Source organism: Mucilaginibacter sp. P5_A4 (assembly GCF_056400605.1).
Genome location: NZ_JBFUKX010000017.1, coordinates 35,892 through 50,942, shown reverse-complemented (window position 1 = coordinate 50,942; position 15,051 = coordinate 35,892). Strand labels below are relative to the sequence as shown.

General features: G+C 42.2%; 12 protein-coding genes. 11 read left to right on the top strand and 1 reads right to left on the bottom strand.

The features are described from left to right. The first annotated feature begins 185 nt into the window (after nucleotides 1-185). The 7 genes from AC1DQW_RS12590 to AC1DQW_RS12560 all read left to right on the top strand — a co-directional run bounded on the left by AC1DQW_RS12590 (nucleotide 186) and on the right by AC1DQW_RS12560 (nucleotide 7,629). Nucleotides 186-1,070: an Rpn family recombination-promoting nuclease/putative transposase gene (locus tag AC1DQW_RS12590; RefSeq protein ID WP_477454401.1), complete on the top strand. Its 885-nt coding sequence runs from the start codon at nucleotides 186-188 to the stop codon at nucleotides 1,068-1,070. Between the two features lie 159 nt (nucleotides 1,071-1,229). Next, nucleotides 1,230-1,913 carry a hypothetical protein gene (locus AC1DQW_RS12585; protein ID WP_477454400.1) on the top strand — a complete coding sequence of 228 codons (684 nt, stop codon included), beginning with the start codon at nucleotides 1,230-1,232 and terminating at the stop codon, nucleotides 1,911-1,913. Between the two features lie 302 nt (nucleotides 1,914-2,215). Continuing rightward, nucleotides 2,216-3,346 carry a tRNA guanosine(34) transglycosylase Tgt gene (tgt, locus tag AC1DQW_RS12580; protein ID WP_477406249.1) on the top strand — a complete coding sequence of 377 codons (1,131 nt, stop codon included), beginning with the start codon at nucleotides 2,216-2,218 and terminating at the stop codon, nucleotides 3,344-3,346. An 83-nt stretch (nucleotides 3,347-3,429) separates the two neighbouring features. Further along, nucleotides 3,430-4,533, top strand: coding sequence for an LptF/LptG family permease (locus AC1DQW_RS12575; protein ID WP_477454399.1), 1,104 nt, complete (start codon nucleotides 3,430-3,432; stop codon nucleotides 4,531-4,533). Continuing rightward, a complete protein-coding gene (locus AC1DQW_RS12570; RefSeq protein ID WP_477454398.1) occupies nucleotides 4,533-5,432 on the top strand; it encodes a DMT family transporter in 900 nt (299 codons plus the stop codon). Before AC1DQW_RS12575 ends, AC1DQW_RS12570 begins: the two co-directional genes overlap by 1 nt. Nucleotides 5,433-6,458: 1,026 nt before the next feature. Next, complete coding sequence (locus AC1DQW_RS12565) at nucleotides 6,459-6,737, top strand: LapA family protein (protein WP_477415128.1); 279 nt, start codon at nucleotides 6,459-6,461, stop codon at nucleotides 6,735-6,737. Between the two features lie 4 nt (nucleotides 6,738-6,741). Beyond that, nucleotides 6,742-7,629, top strand: a complete 888-nt coding sequence (locus tag AC1DQW_RS12560; RefSeq protein WP_477454397.1) for an NAD(P)-dependent oxidoreductase — start codon at nucleotides 6,742-6,744, stop codon at nucleotides 7,627-7,629. Nucleotides 7,630-7,755: 126 nt separating this feature from the next. Here the strand turns inward: AC1DQW_RS12560 and ispE are convergent, their stop codons facing one another. Continuing rightward, nucleotides 7,756-8,556, bottom strand: a complete 801-nt coding sequence (ispE, locus tag AC1DQW_RS12555) for a 4-(cytidine 5'-diphospho)-2-C-methyl-D-erythritol kinase (protein ID WP_477454396.1) — start codon at nucleotides 8,554-8,556, stop codon at nucleotides 7,756-7,758. 170 nt (nucleotides 8,557-8,726) lie between these two features. Here ispE and AC1DQW_RS12550 point away from each other — a divergent pair, with 170 nt between their 5' ends. From AC1DQW_RS12550 to AC1DQW_RS12535, 4 genes are all read left to right on the top strand, one after another. Further along, nucleotides 8,727-9,548 carry a thymidylate synthase gene (locus AC1DQW_RS12550; protein WP_477454395.1) on the top strand — a complete coding sequence of 274 codons (822 nt, stop codon included), beginning with the start codon at nucleotides 8,727-8,729 and terminating at the stop codon, nucleotides 9,546-9,548. 174 nt (nucleotides 9,549-9,722) lie between these two features. Continuing rightward, entirely contained in the window at nucleotides 9,723-10,205 is a 483-nt protein-coding gene (locus AC1DQW_RS12545) for a dihydrofolate reductase (protein WP_477454394.1), read from the top strand. Between the two features lie 115 nt (nucleotides 10,206-10,320). Then, nucleotides 10,321-13,311 carry a protein translocase subunit SecDF gene (gene secDF / locus AC1DQW_RS12540; protein WP_477454393.1) on the top strand — a complete coding sequence of 997 codons (2,991 nt, stop codon included), beginning with the start codon at nucleotides 10,321-10,323 and terminating at the stop codon, nucleotides 13,309-13,311. A 315-nt stretch (nucleotides 13,312-13,626) separates the two neighbouring features. Continuing rightward, nucleotides 13,627-14,940: an NAD(P)/FAD-dependent oxidoreductase gene (locus AC1DQW_RS12535; RefSeq protein ID WP_477454392.1), complete on the top strand. Its 1,314-nt coding sequence runs from the start codon at nucleotides 13,627-13,629 to the stop codon at nucleotides 14,938-14,940. Nucleotides 14,941-15,051: the final 111 nt, after the last annotated feature.

The following is a 15,051-nucleotide window of genomic DNA, read 5'->3' as shown; positions in this document are numbered from 1 at the left end:
ATCGGGTTAAATTTAGGGCTTGTAGCCAATAGAACAACGGGTAGTTTTCCACACTTTTTATAGTAGAGGGAATTTGTGTGGATAAGTAGGCCCCCTGTCATCGGGCTTATATACCTCTTACTTTTGCCACGAGCGAGCTATTTTCACTGTGGGGCCGGATAACAAATAAACTTTTATATTTGACTATGCCAAACTATAACCCACCAGTTACCGGGAAATACATCGATCCTTTAGTCGACTTCGCCTTTAAAAAAATATTCGGCAGTGAACCTAATAAAGACTTGCTGACCGCTTTTTTAAATGAAGTATTCAGGGGGCGCAAGCATATTGTAGACTTAGTTTATAACAAAAACGAACACCCGGGCGATTTAAAAGACGAAGGCTCGGCCATATTCGACTTACTTTGCACGGGGGATAATGGCGAACGTTTTATAATTGAGGTACAACGGGCAAAACAAGGGTATTTTAAAGAAAGGGTTTTATTTTATACATCCCGCCTCATAAGCGATCAGGCGCCAAAAGGCAAACGGAGCGCCTGGGGCTACAACATTGCCGAAGTATATTTAATAGCCTTGCTGGAAGATTTTACGCTGGACGATAGCCCGGCAAACAGCTACCTGCATGATATTTGCCTGTGCAACAGGGATACCGGTGAAATTTTTTACGATAAACTGGGGTATACATACATAGAATTAGGTAAATTTGTAAAGGCGGATACCGATTTAGACACCGATTTGGATAGATGGCTTTATGTTTTAAAAAACATGAGCCGGATGGACAAAATTCCGGTTTATCTTCGGAAACCGATATTTGAGAAATTGTTCAGTATTGCAGAATATACAAACCTGACAAAGGAGGAAAAAACAATGTACGATAGCAGCTTAAAATACAAATGGGATAATAAAAATGTGGTTGATTATGCCCGGCAAGAAGGCATGGAAAAAGGTATGGAAAAAGGTAAGCGCGAAGAAGCGGCAGCCATTGCCCATGAAATGAAAAAGGACGGTCTGCCGCTTGCCCAAATCTCAAAATTTACTAAACTTTCTGTTGAAGAAATAGAAAAGCTGTAGTTGAACATCGGTCTCGCTTTTAAAATTATCAATAGGCGGGGCGTCTTGCTTTTGACTACATCACCGACAACCTGTAAAATCAAACTGGTCAATAATTCATTACATATATCTATTTTCCCCCTTAAGATTGTTCTCCAGACTTTCCTAAACAAAACTTCAGTGAAAAAAGCATTTTGTAATGCACTACTCCTGACATTTTTTGCCATTAACAGCTATGGACAAAGGTCAGAGATGATTCAGCAATTGAATAAAATTGACACCTATGTTGACAGTATCGATCATAACTTAGCTTCGTTAAAAACCATATGGTATGTAAACCGCGAAATGGAAGATGAAACATTTCGTTACAGGTTTATTTATAAGGATAAGGAGGATAAAACAGTGCAGATTGTTACCATGTTCAATGATAATATAAACATAAGTATCGATTATTTTCTGGATAAAAAGCTTCTGTTTACTAAGGGAATCAAACTTGCACGCGAACTTAGAAGTTACGAATATTTCAAAAAACCAAAAAGTATTTTAGCTAAATATCCCGATGCGGCTTCGGTGTTAAGCTGTACCTACTATAATAACAACAGCATAATTTACACCGACAGACTTACGGACGAACATATTAAAAAATTCATTATCGTCATCCCCCACCACAGATACGAGATAACAAAAGATTCGGTTAAATGCTATTATTTTTATAAACCCGACTGGAAATTGGTTTCATCAAAAGTCAGCAGCCCCGGCGATTGGTATCAACTGATAAATAGTTTTACCATTGATACATTTGATAAAATAGCTACCACCGAAGACCATGAGCAGACTGACGGACAAAACCAGATTACATTATGATAACCGATAAAAAACGACACGCTATGCGTAACGGTTATGATGAAGAGACCTACAAAGAATTAATTGTCAATTTTTTAAAGAAAATAGACAGTTACATATATAAATAAAGACCGCTTTTCTGCCTATGCATATACACTGTACCTCTTACTTAAAGCGACAGAATCATTGAGATTTCCGGGTAAACATATTAGCATAACCTTCTATTCCCTTAGTTACCATACTTATAAATAAATCTTTTTTAACTCCCTCTCCCTTGAGGAGGGCTGCGGTGAGGCTTTTTTTGTTAATTTTGCCCCTTCGAAATGAAATTTAAATTAACAGCACAAGACCCGCTTTCAAAAGCCCGCGCAGGTGAAATAACTACAGATCACGGCACCATACAAACCCCTATATTTATGCCTGTTGGTACAGCCGGCACAGTAAAAGCAGTGCACCAGCGTGAGCTTAAAACGGATATAGAAGCGCAAATTATTTTAGGAAACACCTATCATTTATACCTGCGACCAGGCCTAAACACGTTGGAAAGCGCCGGTGGCCTGCACAAATTTAACGGCTGGGACGGCCCCATTTTGACCGATAGCGGCGGTTACCAGGTATATTCACTTACCGAAGTGCGCAAGATCAAGGAAGAAGGCGTTACCTTCCGCTCGCATATTGATGGTTCAAAACACCTGTTTACGCCCGAAAATGTAATGGATATCCAGCGCATTATCGGGGCCGATATCATCATGGCTTTTGATGAATGCACCCCCTACCCGTGCGATTATAGCTACGCCCGAAGGTCAATAGATATGACCCATCGCTGGCTAAAACGCTGCTGCGACAGGTTCGACAATACCGAACCAAAATACGGTTACAGCCAAACACTTTTCCCTATTGTACAGGGCTCTGTTTATAAAGATCTGCGTATGAAATCGGCCGAAGTTATTGCTTCATTTGAGCGTGAGGGCAATGCCATAGGCGGGCTTTCGGTAGGCGAACCTGCCGAAGAAATGTACGCCATGACCGAAATTGTATGCAATATATTACCTGAGCAAAAACCCCGGTATTTAATGGGCGTAGGCACTCCTGTTAATATATTGGAAAATATAGCGTTAGGAATTGATATGTTTGATTGCGTTATGCCTACCCGCAATGCCCGTAACGGCATGCTATTTACCAAAAACGGTATCATCAATATCAAGAATGAGAAGTGGAAAAACGACTTTAGCGCCATTGAAGATGACAGCGATTTGTTTGCCGATAAGGAATACAGCAAGGCTTATTTGCGCCATCTGATCCACTCGGGCGAGATGCTTGGGGCGCAAATTGCCACCCTGCACAACCTGCATTTTTATCTTTGGCTGGTTAAGGAAGCCCGTAAAAAGATCATTGCCGGCGAGTTTTATGCATGGAAAAACATGATGGTGGGTCGTTTAGGCCAGCGATTATAATTACAGGATGATCAAATAATGCACCGTAAAAAGCGTTGCTTACATAATATAAACCATGGCTTTAAAAAACAATTAATCTGCCGATGAGGACTTTTATAAACCGRTACCTGATGGTTATCGACAGGTTTATCATCAAAAAATACCTGGGCACATTTGCGTTCACCATGGCCATTTTTGCGGTGATATCGGTTGTGTTTGATGTATCAGAAAAGCTGGATAATTTTACAAATAAACATGCAACACTTCATGATATCATATTCAGGTACTATGCCGGATTTGTTCCCTTTTACCTGAATTTACTTTCGCCGCTTATCAATTTCCTGGCGGTGATATTCTTTACGGCCAAAATGGCCAACCAAACAGAAATTGTACCTATTTTAAGTGGAAAAGCCAGCTTTAACCGCTTTTTACGACCCTATTTTATAGCTGCTTCCTTTATATTTATTGTATCGTTTTTTGCCAATGTGTACTTAATACCTTATACAAACCGCCTAAAAAACGACTTTGAAAATGCCAATGGCATAACAGATAACGACCCTACCAAAAGCCAGGTACATATGCAAATAGATAAACATACCTTTGTTTACCTGGCAAACTACGACCCCACTAACCATACAGGTTATACTTTTATCATGGAGAAATTTAATGGAGATACCCTGCGCGAGAAGCTCATAGCGCAACAGGTAACCTACGATTCTGTGAAAAAAATATGGTCGTTAAAGGATTATTCGGTAAAATATGTGAATGGGTTGAAGGAGCAATTTATTCATAATCCGGCCCAAAAAGATACCGTTTTAGACATGCACCCAACAGATTTTATTGTGTATGATAACGTGTATGCAGCCATGTCATTAAACGACCTGAACAAGAATATTGACAAGGAAAGACTGCGCCGGCCCGAGGTTTTAAATAACCTTTATTACGAAAAATTCCATCGTTTTGTGTACCCTTTATCGGCTTATGTTTTAACGGTATTGGGGGTAGCTTTGTCTTCACGTAAGGTGCGCGGTGGTGTTGGCTTGCCCTTGGGGATAGGGATTTTGCTTTGTTTTACCTACATAATTTTAGAGAAATTCTCTATCGTATTTTCTATAAAAGGCGGGGTGCCTCCCTTATTAACCGTTATGATTCCTAATACTGTATTTGGTATACTGGGTTATTATTTACTTTTAAAAGCCCCAAAATAGTGGATAAAAGTAAAACAAATGTGAATAAAAACCTGATTATACTCCATTTTACCGTATTTATTTGGGGATTTACAGGCATTTTAGGCCAATTAATCACCATTTCTGCGGTACAATTGGTGTGGTACAGGGTGTTAATAGCCTTTGTTTCGTTATTTCTGTACTTCAAATTCAGCAAAACCGACTTCAAAATTGAACGCAAAACCATGCTGAAAATGGTTTTAACTGGCGCCTTGGTAGGCGGTCACTGGATCCTTTTCTTTGCTTCTATCAAGCTTTCAACTGTTCCGGTAACGCTGGTTTGCCTATCCAGCATCACGTTATTTACGGCCATTTTTGAGCCGCTGATCAACAAAACGAAGATCTCAAAACTTCAAATTTTGGCAGGTTTATTAATCATCAGCGGTATAGTTTTAATTTTCAAATTCGAAACACAATACACTAAGGGTATCATAGCCGGCCTGGTAAGCGCCGTTTGCGCCAGTCTTTTTGCCATAATTAATTCACGTTTTGTAAAGAAAAGCGAAGCTCCCATCATTGCATTTTATGAACTAACCGGCGCTTTTTTCTGGATCTCGATATACCTTTTTGTCACCAATGGATATAATGAAAAAATGATACTAAAGCCAGCCGACATTGGCTACCTGGTACTGCTTGGCACCGTATGCACATCGCTTGCTTATGTTGCCGGGGTATCGGTAATGCGCGAGCTTTCTGCCTTTCGGGTGGCGCTTATCACCAACCTTGAGCCGGTGTACGGTATCATCATGGCGTTTATTTTCTTTGGCGATATGAACAAAATGTCTGCCGGTTTTTGGGTAGGATCCGTCCTCATCCTGTCTACAATCTTCCTGTACCCTGTAGCGCAGAAACAAATTTCGAGGCGCAGAAACCGGGCTTAGATTTCCTTTTTTTTCCAAACCTTCAACCAGGTGGTAATTTTTTTGCCCGCCTGGCGCTGCCGTCAGCTTTTCCTGTCTACTGAAATTAATCTCCTGTTTTGTAATATCCGCATCAAAATATTGGCTAAGTAGGGGATAAAACTACACCTCAAAACAGTTCTGTTTTAAGCCCTGTGAGCCACTATAATTTTCGGGCATGTTCTGATACGTTTAAATGCATCGGCGTTTAACAGCGCCAAAATCCGGTTTTTAGTTAGTGTACAAACTTCATTTTTTACAGCAATACTCAAAAATCACAACTTATGGCACAGGCAAGGTTTCAACTTGATAAATAAAATTTAAAAAATCATTTAATTAAAATTCATATACACATAATATTCTAATAGTTATGTACTTTATATCATGTGATAATTTAACAAAAGATATCTAACTGAAATTGCAAAAAACTAAAAAAATTAGCACAATTAAAAAACACACMTAAATAACCTACTTATAACACAATAAATGAGATACTTACGACATGTTATTTAAGCAAATAATACATTATTGATATCCGCACCAATTGCAATTACAAAGTGTACCGAACCAAAAAATGAGAGTTTAAATTAAATGCGGGCAGCTGCCCGGTTTGTATACAGCAAATAAAAATGAGGGGGGAAATTTTGATTCTCATCAAAGAAAAATCCGGCGGGTTTTTGAGTTTTAAAATTACCATGAGGAAAACATACAGCCGGGCTTATGGCGATTTGCTGAGAAAATTATTTTTAAGAAATGAAGACTAAAATCCAGCCGCTCCTCTTCAATTATTTTCGCGCACCAAAAACGAATCGGATTACATGAGCATAATTTCAAATGATTTTAACAAGAGGAAAAAAACCGGCACCGGATTAAATCCGAAGTTTAATATCCGGATTCCAAAATCAAAATAAATCCGGGTTCCAAAACCCGGATCCCGAAATCACTCAAAACCATTTTTAATAAACATTTAAAAACCGCATATTGTATTAACTGTTAAATCAAATCACCATGAGCATAAAAACCATCACCATAATCGTCATCACAATTTTGCTTACAACAGCGTTCGTCCAAAATACCGACGAGGTTACATTTGCATTTTTGTTCATGAATTTCAGAATCTCCAAACTAACCATCATGATCACGATGACAGTGATCGGATTTATTTTGGGCTTCCTGGTTGGCCGCCCCAAAAAGGCCAAGTATGATATCGGCGGCTATCATGACAACATCCACAACAAAGAAGACAACAATACACTAAGTGACGAAGACAGAGACTACATCAGCTAACACTATGGAAAACAAAATCGGATTTATCGGCCTTGGCAACATGGGTACCCAGATGGCCAAAAACCTCATCAGCGCAGGCTACCATTTACAGGTTTACAACCGCACCCTCTCAAAAGTCGACGAGCTTGGCACGGCCCACATCACCAAATGCCAAACCCCGGCTGATGCCGCTGCCGGCGTACCCATTGTGGTGAGCATGCTATCAGAAGATGAGGCCCTGCGAGAATCGGTTACAGGCGACGACGGAATTTTAAAAACGCTACAGCCAAATGCTGTGCACATATCCATGAGCACCATCTCGCCAGACACCGCAGAGCAACTGGCAAAGGCGCATAAAGAAAATGGCAGCTTTTACCTTGCCGCGCCGGTATTCGGCAGGCCAGAAGCGGCGGCGGCCAGGAAACTTTTTATCTGCGTATCCGGCGATCAGTTTTCAAAAGATGCAGCCAAACCGGTGCTTGATTGCCTGGGGCAGGGCATATTTGATTTTGGTGAAAATGTTGGCAGCGCCAACGTATTGAAAATAGCCGGCAACTTCATGATTATGGCTTCGATGGAAATGATGGCAGAGGCCTTTACACTTGCCGAAAAGAACGGACTTGACCGCGTGCAGGTAGCCAACTTTTTTGGATCTACATTGTTCAACGCCCCCGTTTACCAGAACTATGGGAGGCTCATTGCCAACAAGCAATATGAGCCGGTAGGCTTTAAGGCAAAATTAGGCTATAAGGACGCGCGCCTGGCATTTAAACTATCGCAGACAATCGAGACACCCATGCCGCTCGTAAACGCCGTACACAGCCGCTTATTAACCGCCATTGCAAAAGGCCTTGGCGACAGGGATTGGGTAGAAGGTTTCGGCAGAGGCGTGAGTGAGGACGCGGGTGTTTGATTTCGATTTCGGAATTGGGATTTTCGATTTCGGAATTTTTATTTTTTGATTTGATGAATTTGGGATTGATAAATCTTTCAATCTACAAATCAAAATAAATCCGAAATCAAACATCCCAAATCCCAATTACAAATAGAATACCTGGTTTGAGGATTCTAAATATTTAACATCCGGCATTTCACTGAATATCCCAAACACCGATGCTCCGCTCCCGCTCATGCTGGCGTAAATAGCGCCGGCCTGGTACAGGGCTGCTTTAACACCGCGGATCTCTGCGTGATTTTTGAAGATTGATATTTCGAAATCATTTTTGATATGCCTCTTCCATTCGGTTATCGGTTCGGTGATCAGCTCCAGTAAAGAGTCTTTTACCGGTGCTGGTTTTATCCCGCCGAAAGCTTCGGAAGTGGAGATATGAATATCGGGCATTACCAATACAATTTTGTAGGCCGACAGATCGAGTTTGACAGGCTCAAATTCATCTCCCTTTTCAAAAGCGTAAACAGGTTTGTTTTCGATGAAAAATGCACAGTCGGCGCCAAGGCGGCGGGCATAGCCGGTCATTTCATCAATGGACAGCCCAAGTTTAAACTCTTCGTTCATCAGCCTGATAAAAAATGCGGCATCGGCAGATCCGCCGCCCAGGCCAGCACCTATCGGAATATTTTTGTGCAGGTGGATATTTACCGGTGGCAGGTCAAAATCCTTTTTCAGCATGTGGTAGCCTTTAACACACAGATTATCCTCTACCCTGCCTGGTATGCCAAGGCCCGATGAAGTAAAGTTCAGCTTATCGCCCGCTACTACTTCCAGCGCATCTTTTAAGTTGATGGGATAAAAAATGGTTTCGAGATTATGATAACCATCAGGGCGACGTTCGGTAATATTGAGGCCAATGTTTATTTTTGCATTTGGAAAAAGGATCATAATAAAAAACTAACACTGCTTGTATTTTTACACATCTGTTAGGATACCAAAATTAGATTATTTTTCTTTGTTCCGAAATCGTTCATTGGTTCACTGGTTCATTGGTCTCTTCTTACCCTGATCAATCCAACTACTCACCCAATTAACCATTCACTTAATTAACCAACAAAATGAAACAGTATCTCGACCTGATGAAACATGTGATGGAAACCGGCGCGCAAAAGCACGACAGGACAGGAACCGGTACCGTAAGTGTGTTTGGCTACCAGATGCGTTTCGATCTGAAAGATGGTTTCCCGATGGTGACCACCAAAAAGCTGCACCTCAAATCAATCATCCATGAGCTGATATGGTTTTTGAGCGGCGATACCAACATCAGCTACCTCAAAGAAAATGGCGTACGCATCTGGGACGAATGGGCTGATGCCGAAGGCAATCTCGGTCCGGTTTACGGATACCAGTGGCGCAGCTGGCCAAAACCTGATGGCGGCCACATCGACCAGATAACCCAGGTGGTTAACCAGATTAAAAACAATCCCGACTCGCGCCGCATGATAGTATCTGCATGGAACGTTGCCGATGTAAACCAGATGGCCCTGCCGCCCTGCCATAGCTTGTTTCAGTTTTATGTGGAGCCTCCTAACCCGCTGAAGGGGGAACTGAAGGGCAAGTTGTCTTGCCAGTTATATCAGCGTAGTGCGGATATATTTTTGGGTGTGCCTTTCAACATTGCGTCGTACGCGCTGCTTACCATGATGATGGCGCAGGTATGCGACCTGGAATACGGCGACTTTATCCACACCTTTGGCGACGCCCACCTGTACAACAACCACATGGACCAGGCCAACCTGCAATTAAGCCGAGAGCCGAGGCCGCTGCCAACCATGAAGATTAACCCGGAGGTAAAAGACATCTTCGCCTTTAAGTTCGAAGATTTCACTTTGGAGAACTATGATCCATGGCCGCATATTAAAGCAGCTGTGTCGGTCTGAAGCAGAATTTTCCGAATTATCAAAATTTCACTAATCTTACAAAACAAACCACGCGTCATTGCGGGGCACGAAGCAATCCCCGATAAGCAGATCCGCTCTGTATCGTTAGGGATTGCTTCGTGCCTCGCAATGACGGTTTACGTGTAAAAATTCCGGTTCATACAATTTACAACAATGACAACATCAATCATCGTAGCCATCGCCAAAAACAACGCCATTGGTAAAGACAATAAATTACTCTGGTACCTGCCTAATGATTTAAAGCATTTTAAGGAGGTAACAACCGGCCATACAGTAATCATGGGGCGCAAAACCTTTGATTCGGTTGGTAAGCCCCTGCCAAAGCGCCGCAATATTGTGGTAACACGGCAGCCAATTACTATTGAGGGTTGCGAGGTGGTTGGCTCCATTGAAGCTGCTTTAGCGCTTTGTGCCGGTGAGGAAGAAGTATTCATGGTTGGCGGCGCCGAGATTTACAGGCAAGCTTTACATTTAACCAACCGCATCTACCTAACGCGGATTGACCAGGACTTTGATGGCGATACTTTTTTCCCCCAACTTGACCCAAAGGAGTGGGAGGAAAAAGAACGGGAAGATTTTGAACCGGATGAAAAAAATAAATACCACTATTCGTTTATTACGCTTGAGCGGAGCTAACATTTTTTGTCATCAATTTGTTTTAATTTAAAATTTTGTGCTTGCGAAATTTTATTAGATTTGCCGTCTTATTAAAAATAGCTTATAAACTAATTAATTACATATTACAAATTCGATGCAAGGTAAAGGGGTTATTAAATTTTTCGCCATTCTGCTGGCAGTTGTATGCTTATACCAGCTGTCATTTACATGGGTGGCCCAAAAAGTTGAGAGTGATGCCAAGGCATACGCAAAGGGAAGCACAGATAAAGAAAAGGCTTACCTGGACTCAATGTCTACACAACCGGTATATCCGTTATTTAAACACACTTATGCTTACGTAAAGCAAAGGGAACTTGCACTGGGTCTCGACCTTAAAGGTGGTATGAGCGTTACCATGCAAATTCAACTTGACGAGCTGGTAAAGAAAATCTCAAACAACAACCCGGATGTTGTATTCAACCAGGCTTTGGCAAATGCCGACAAATTGCAGGCTAATGCAAAAACCAGTCAAAAAGATTACATCGCGCTATTTGTAAGCGAGTATGAAAAGTTAAATCCAAACGGTAAGCTGGCTGCTATCTTTTCAACAAAAGACAACCAGGATCACTTAAAGTTCAACGCGTCAAACAGCGAAGTTGAATCTTATTTGAAAGATCTGGCCAATACCGCGGTAAAACAATCATTCACGGTGTTAAACACCCGTATCAACCAGTTTGGTGTAACCCAGCCTAACATCCAGCTACAGGCTGGCTCCAACCGTATCCTTATCGAGCTGCCTGGTGTTAAAGAACCAGATCGCGTTCGTAAGTTATTATCGGGAACGGCAAAGCTGGAGTTTTATCAAACTTTTGATAACACTGAAGCTTACCAGTACCTTGGCAGTATTGATAACCTGCTTGCTGCTAAAAACAAAACCGCAAAAACCGATACGTCAAAAGCTAAAGCAACAGCTGCAACTACTCCTGCTAAAACTGATACCACTGCCAAAGCAGGATCGTTATTAAGCAAGGTTCAAAAAAATGCGGAGAAAGATACTTCGGCTGCAGCCTTAAGCAGCAAATCGCAGCAGGCAGCATTACACCCATTGTTCGCGGTGCTTGAGCCAAACGTTGGTCGTGATCAAAGTGGTCAGCCACAATTAGGCCAGGGCCCGGTTGTTGGTTATGCGGCTTTAAAAGATACAGCTAAGGTTAATTCATACCTGCACAGCAATCTTGTAAAATCGGTTATACCGCGCAACATGAAATTCCTTTGGGATGTAAAACCTTTAAAGGATGCCAAAACTAAAGCATTTGCATTATACGCCATTAAATTAAGCGGCGCCGAAAACGGCCCGGTACTTTCCGGCGATGTAATTACCGATGCCCGTGCGGATGTAAATCAAAAAGGCAGCCCCGAGGTTGTGATGATCATGAACTCAGAGGGAGCTCAAAAATGGCGCACCGTTACTGCCGAGGCAGCCGCTGCAACCAATAAAAAAGCTATCGCTATTGTTCTTGATGATAACGTATACTCGGCTCCTAACGTCCAAAACGAAATTTCTGGTGGTGTATCTTCTATTGAAGGAAGCTTTACCCTGGAAGACACCAAAGATTTGGCCAACGTATTAAAAGCTGGTCGCTTACCTGCTCCGGCACACATCGTGGCTGAAGAAGTGGTAGGTCCCTCGCTGGGCCAGGATGCTATTAACGCCGGTGTATTATCAAGCGTTTTAGGTTTGGTGGTTGTATTGATATTCATGATCGCTTATTACAACCGTGCAGGTACTGTAGCGGTAGTTGCGGTAGTGATCAACATCTTCTTCCTGATGGGTGTATTAACCAGTTTAGGCGCGGTATTAACCGTACCTGGTATTGCGGGTATAGTATTAACACTGGGTATAGCGGTTGATGCCAACGTACTGATATATGAGCGTACACGTGAAGAGCTTGGCTTAGGCAAATCATTAAAGATAGCCGTGGCCGATGGTTTTAAACACGCTTTACCATCCATCCTGGATTCGCAGATCAGTACATTCCTTACCGGTTTAATCCTGTTCATCTTTGGTACGGGCCCTATACAAGGTTTCGCTACCGTGTTGATGATCGGTATCATAACTTCATTGTTCTGTTCATTATTGATCTCAAGGGTTATATTTGAGTGGATGCTTGGTAAAGGCTGGGATATTAAATTCAGCAACCCATGGAGTTCACACACCTTTAAAAATGCAAACTTCGCGTTTGTAAAAAACCGCTTTAAGTTTTATATCTTCTCTGGTACATTTATCACAGCGGGTATCATCTCTATTGTATTGCGTGGCTTTACTTACGGTGTTGATTTTGAAGGCGGACGTAACTACATTGTTAAATTCCCTAATAAAACGGTAAGTACCGGCGCCATCCACAACGCTATTGATCCTATTTTAGGTCGTGGTACCGAGGTTAAAACAATGGGAACCGAAAAGATCAGTATCACAACCAACTACCTGATCAAAGAAAATACGCCTGCGGCTGATGCTAAAGTAAGGAGTACCCTTGTTGAGGCTTTAGGTACCACGGCAGAAACCAAGATTGCCGATAGCGATATCCTTGGTGGATCAAAAGTAGATGCCACTATTGCCGATGAGTTAAAAACATCAGCAGTGTACACGGTATTGATCGCCATATTTGTCATCTCGGCATATATCCTTATCCGTTTCCGTAAATGGCAGTTTAGTTTGGGCGCGATGATTGCAACGGCGCACGATGCCTTGCTGGTATTATCGTTCTTCTCGTTGTTCAATGGCATATTACCATTCTCACTGGATATCGACCAGGCGTTCATCGCGGCTATCCTTACGGTAATTGGTTACTCTATTAACGATACCGTGGTAGTGTTTGACAGGATCCGTGAGTTCCTTGATCATCAATCAAAAGATGACAAGCCCGAAGATGTTATCAACCGCGCTATCAACAGTACATTAAGCCGTACCATAATCACTGCCTTAACTGTGATATTTGTATTGATCGTATTGTTCATATTTGGTGGCGATGTGATCAAAGGCTTCTCGTTCGCATTATTAATCGGTGTTATTTTCGGTACATATTCATCTATCTGCGTAGCAACACCTGTGATAGTTGACTTTGGAAAAAAAGACCTTAAATAAAATAATTTGAATTATTAAAAGGCTCCAAAGAACATTTGGGGCCTTTTTTGTTTTAAACAAGAGCCGCAACCACCTTCTCAAAAGCAGAGTACCTGATTGCCAATTGGGTACGTTTTAAAACAGGCGGATGGATGGGGTTGCAAATATTTTATAATGAGGTATAATTGCATTGTAAAATGAAATATAAAATACTGCCAAAAACTGTCATCGGCACAGGTATTGTACTATAATAAAAGGCAGAGGCGTATATTTGCGCCTGATAGGCAATTACTGCAGCTCAATACGCATCTCTGCATCATCATTAATAATCTGTATATGAACAAATCAGATAGCTCAAAATTCCCTTTAGTAGTTATAATTGGCGGCGGCTTCGGCGGCCTGCAGGTAGCTAAAAAGCTGGAAAATAAACCCGTTGACGTTTTAATGCTCGACAAGCATAATTACCACACCTTTCAGCCGCTGCTGTACCAGGTGGCTATGGGCAGTATCGAAGCCGAGTCGATAGCTTTTTCCTTGCGGAAGAACTTCGCAGGTCAAAAAAACTTTCGTTTCCGGATTGCCGAAGTGTTAAAAGTAAATCCCGAAAGCAATACTTTAGATACTACCATAGGCGAAATAGCCTATGATTACCTTGTGATAGCTACCGGATCAACTACCAACTTTTTCGGTAACAAAGAGATCGAGCATTTTTCCATGCCGATGAAATCCATCCCGGAAGCACTGAATCTGCGGTATTCTGTTTTGCAAAATATTGAAGAGGCCCTGCTAAAACCAAACAAGGAAGAGCGGGAGGCCCTGCTTACGTTTGTATTGGTGGGTGCCGGGCCAACGGGCGTTGAGCTTTCGGGCTCATTAGCCGAGCTGCGCAACCACATCCTGACCAAGGATTATCCCGAGCTTAAAAAGGAGGAAATGAAGGTGTACCTGGTAGATTTTTTGCCAAAGGTGCTGGGACCGTTTTCTGATCAGGCTTCAAAAGCGGCTAAACAATTCCTGGATAGTATGGGTGTTGAGGTACTGTTAGGTGTAAAGGTTGAAAGCTATGATGGCAATGAAATAAAATTTGAAGGCGGTAAAACCATCCGTACTAACAATGTTATCTGGAGCGCCGGTGTTATGGGCGTGGTACCCGAAGGTATAGATAAAGGAAATATTGAGCGTGGCAACAGGATAAGGGTTGATAGTATTTGCCGTGTTGTTGGCAGTACCAATATTTTCGCCATTGGCGATGTGGCCGCCATGATCACTGATGAAACACCTAAAGGCCACCCCGGCGTGGCACAGGTGGCTATTCAGATGGGTGTACATGTAGCAAAAAGTATAGTACAGCTTATCAATCATGAGCCAACGGCTCCTTTTAAATATTTTGATAAAGGCTCATTGGCAACCATAGGCCGTAACAAAGCCGTTGCCGATTTGGGCAGGATCAGGTTCCAGGGATTTTTCGCCTGGCTGGTGTGGATGTTTGTGCACCTGATATCGCTTTTGGGAGGGCGCAATAAAGTGATTGTGTTTATAAACTGGGTATTTAGCTATGTTAACTATAATGGCGGCACAAGGCTCATTATCCGTAAGTTTGAACGTGAAGGCCTCACCGATGAGCAGCATTTGCCGGAGACGGTGAATTAGTGAGTGGTGAGTAGTGAATGGGGAGTGGGGAGTGGGGAGTGGGAATTGTACCGGTTGTTAATTATTAATAAAAGTTTTAAGCTTGCATATAAATAACGGCATATAGCAACC

Bases quoted from the DNA above. Each gene is read 5' to 3' on its own strand.
- AC1DQW_RS12590 (WP_477454401.1), top strand. From the start codon at position 186: ATGCCAAACTATAACCCACCAGTTACCGGGAAATACATCGATCCTTTA.
- tgt (WP_477406249.1), top strand. From the start codon at position 2,216: ATGAAATTTAAATTAACAGCACAAGACCCGCTTTCAAAAGCCCGCGCA.
- AC1DQW_RS12565 (WP_477415128.1), top strand. From the start codon at position 6,459: ATGAGCATAAAAACCATCACCATAATCGTCATCACAATTTTGCTTACA.
- AC1DQW_RS12560 (WP_477454397.1), top strand. From the start codon at position 6,742: ATGGAAAACAAAATCGGATTTATCGGCCTTGGCAACATGGGTACCCAG.
- ispE (WP_477454396.1), bottom strand. From the start codon at position 8,556: ATGATCCTTTTTCCAAATGCAAAAATAAACATTGGCCTCAATATTACC.
- AC1DQW_RS12550 (WP_477454395.1), top strand. From the start codon at position 8,727: ATGAAACAGTATCTCGACCTGATGAAACATGTGATGGAAACCGGCGCG.
- AC1DQW_RS12545 (WP_477454394.1), top strand. From the start codon at position 9,723: ATGACAACATCAATCATCGTAGCCATCGCCAAAAACAACGCCATTGGT.
- secDF (WP_477454393.1), top strand. From the start codon at position 10,321: ATGCAAGGTAAAGGGGTTATTAAATTTTTCGCCATTCTGCTGGCAGTT.
- AC1DQW_RS12535 (WP_477454392.1), top strand. From the start codon at position 13,627: ATGAACAAATCAGATAGCTCAAAATTCCCTTTAGTAGTTATAATTGGC.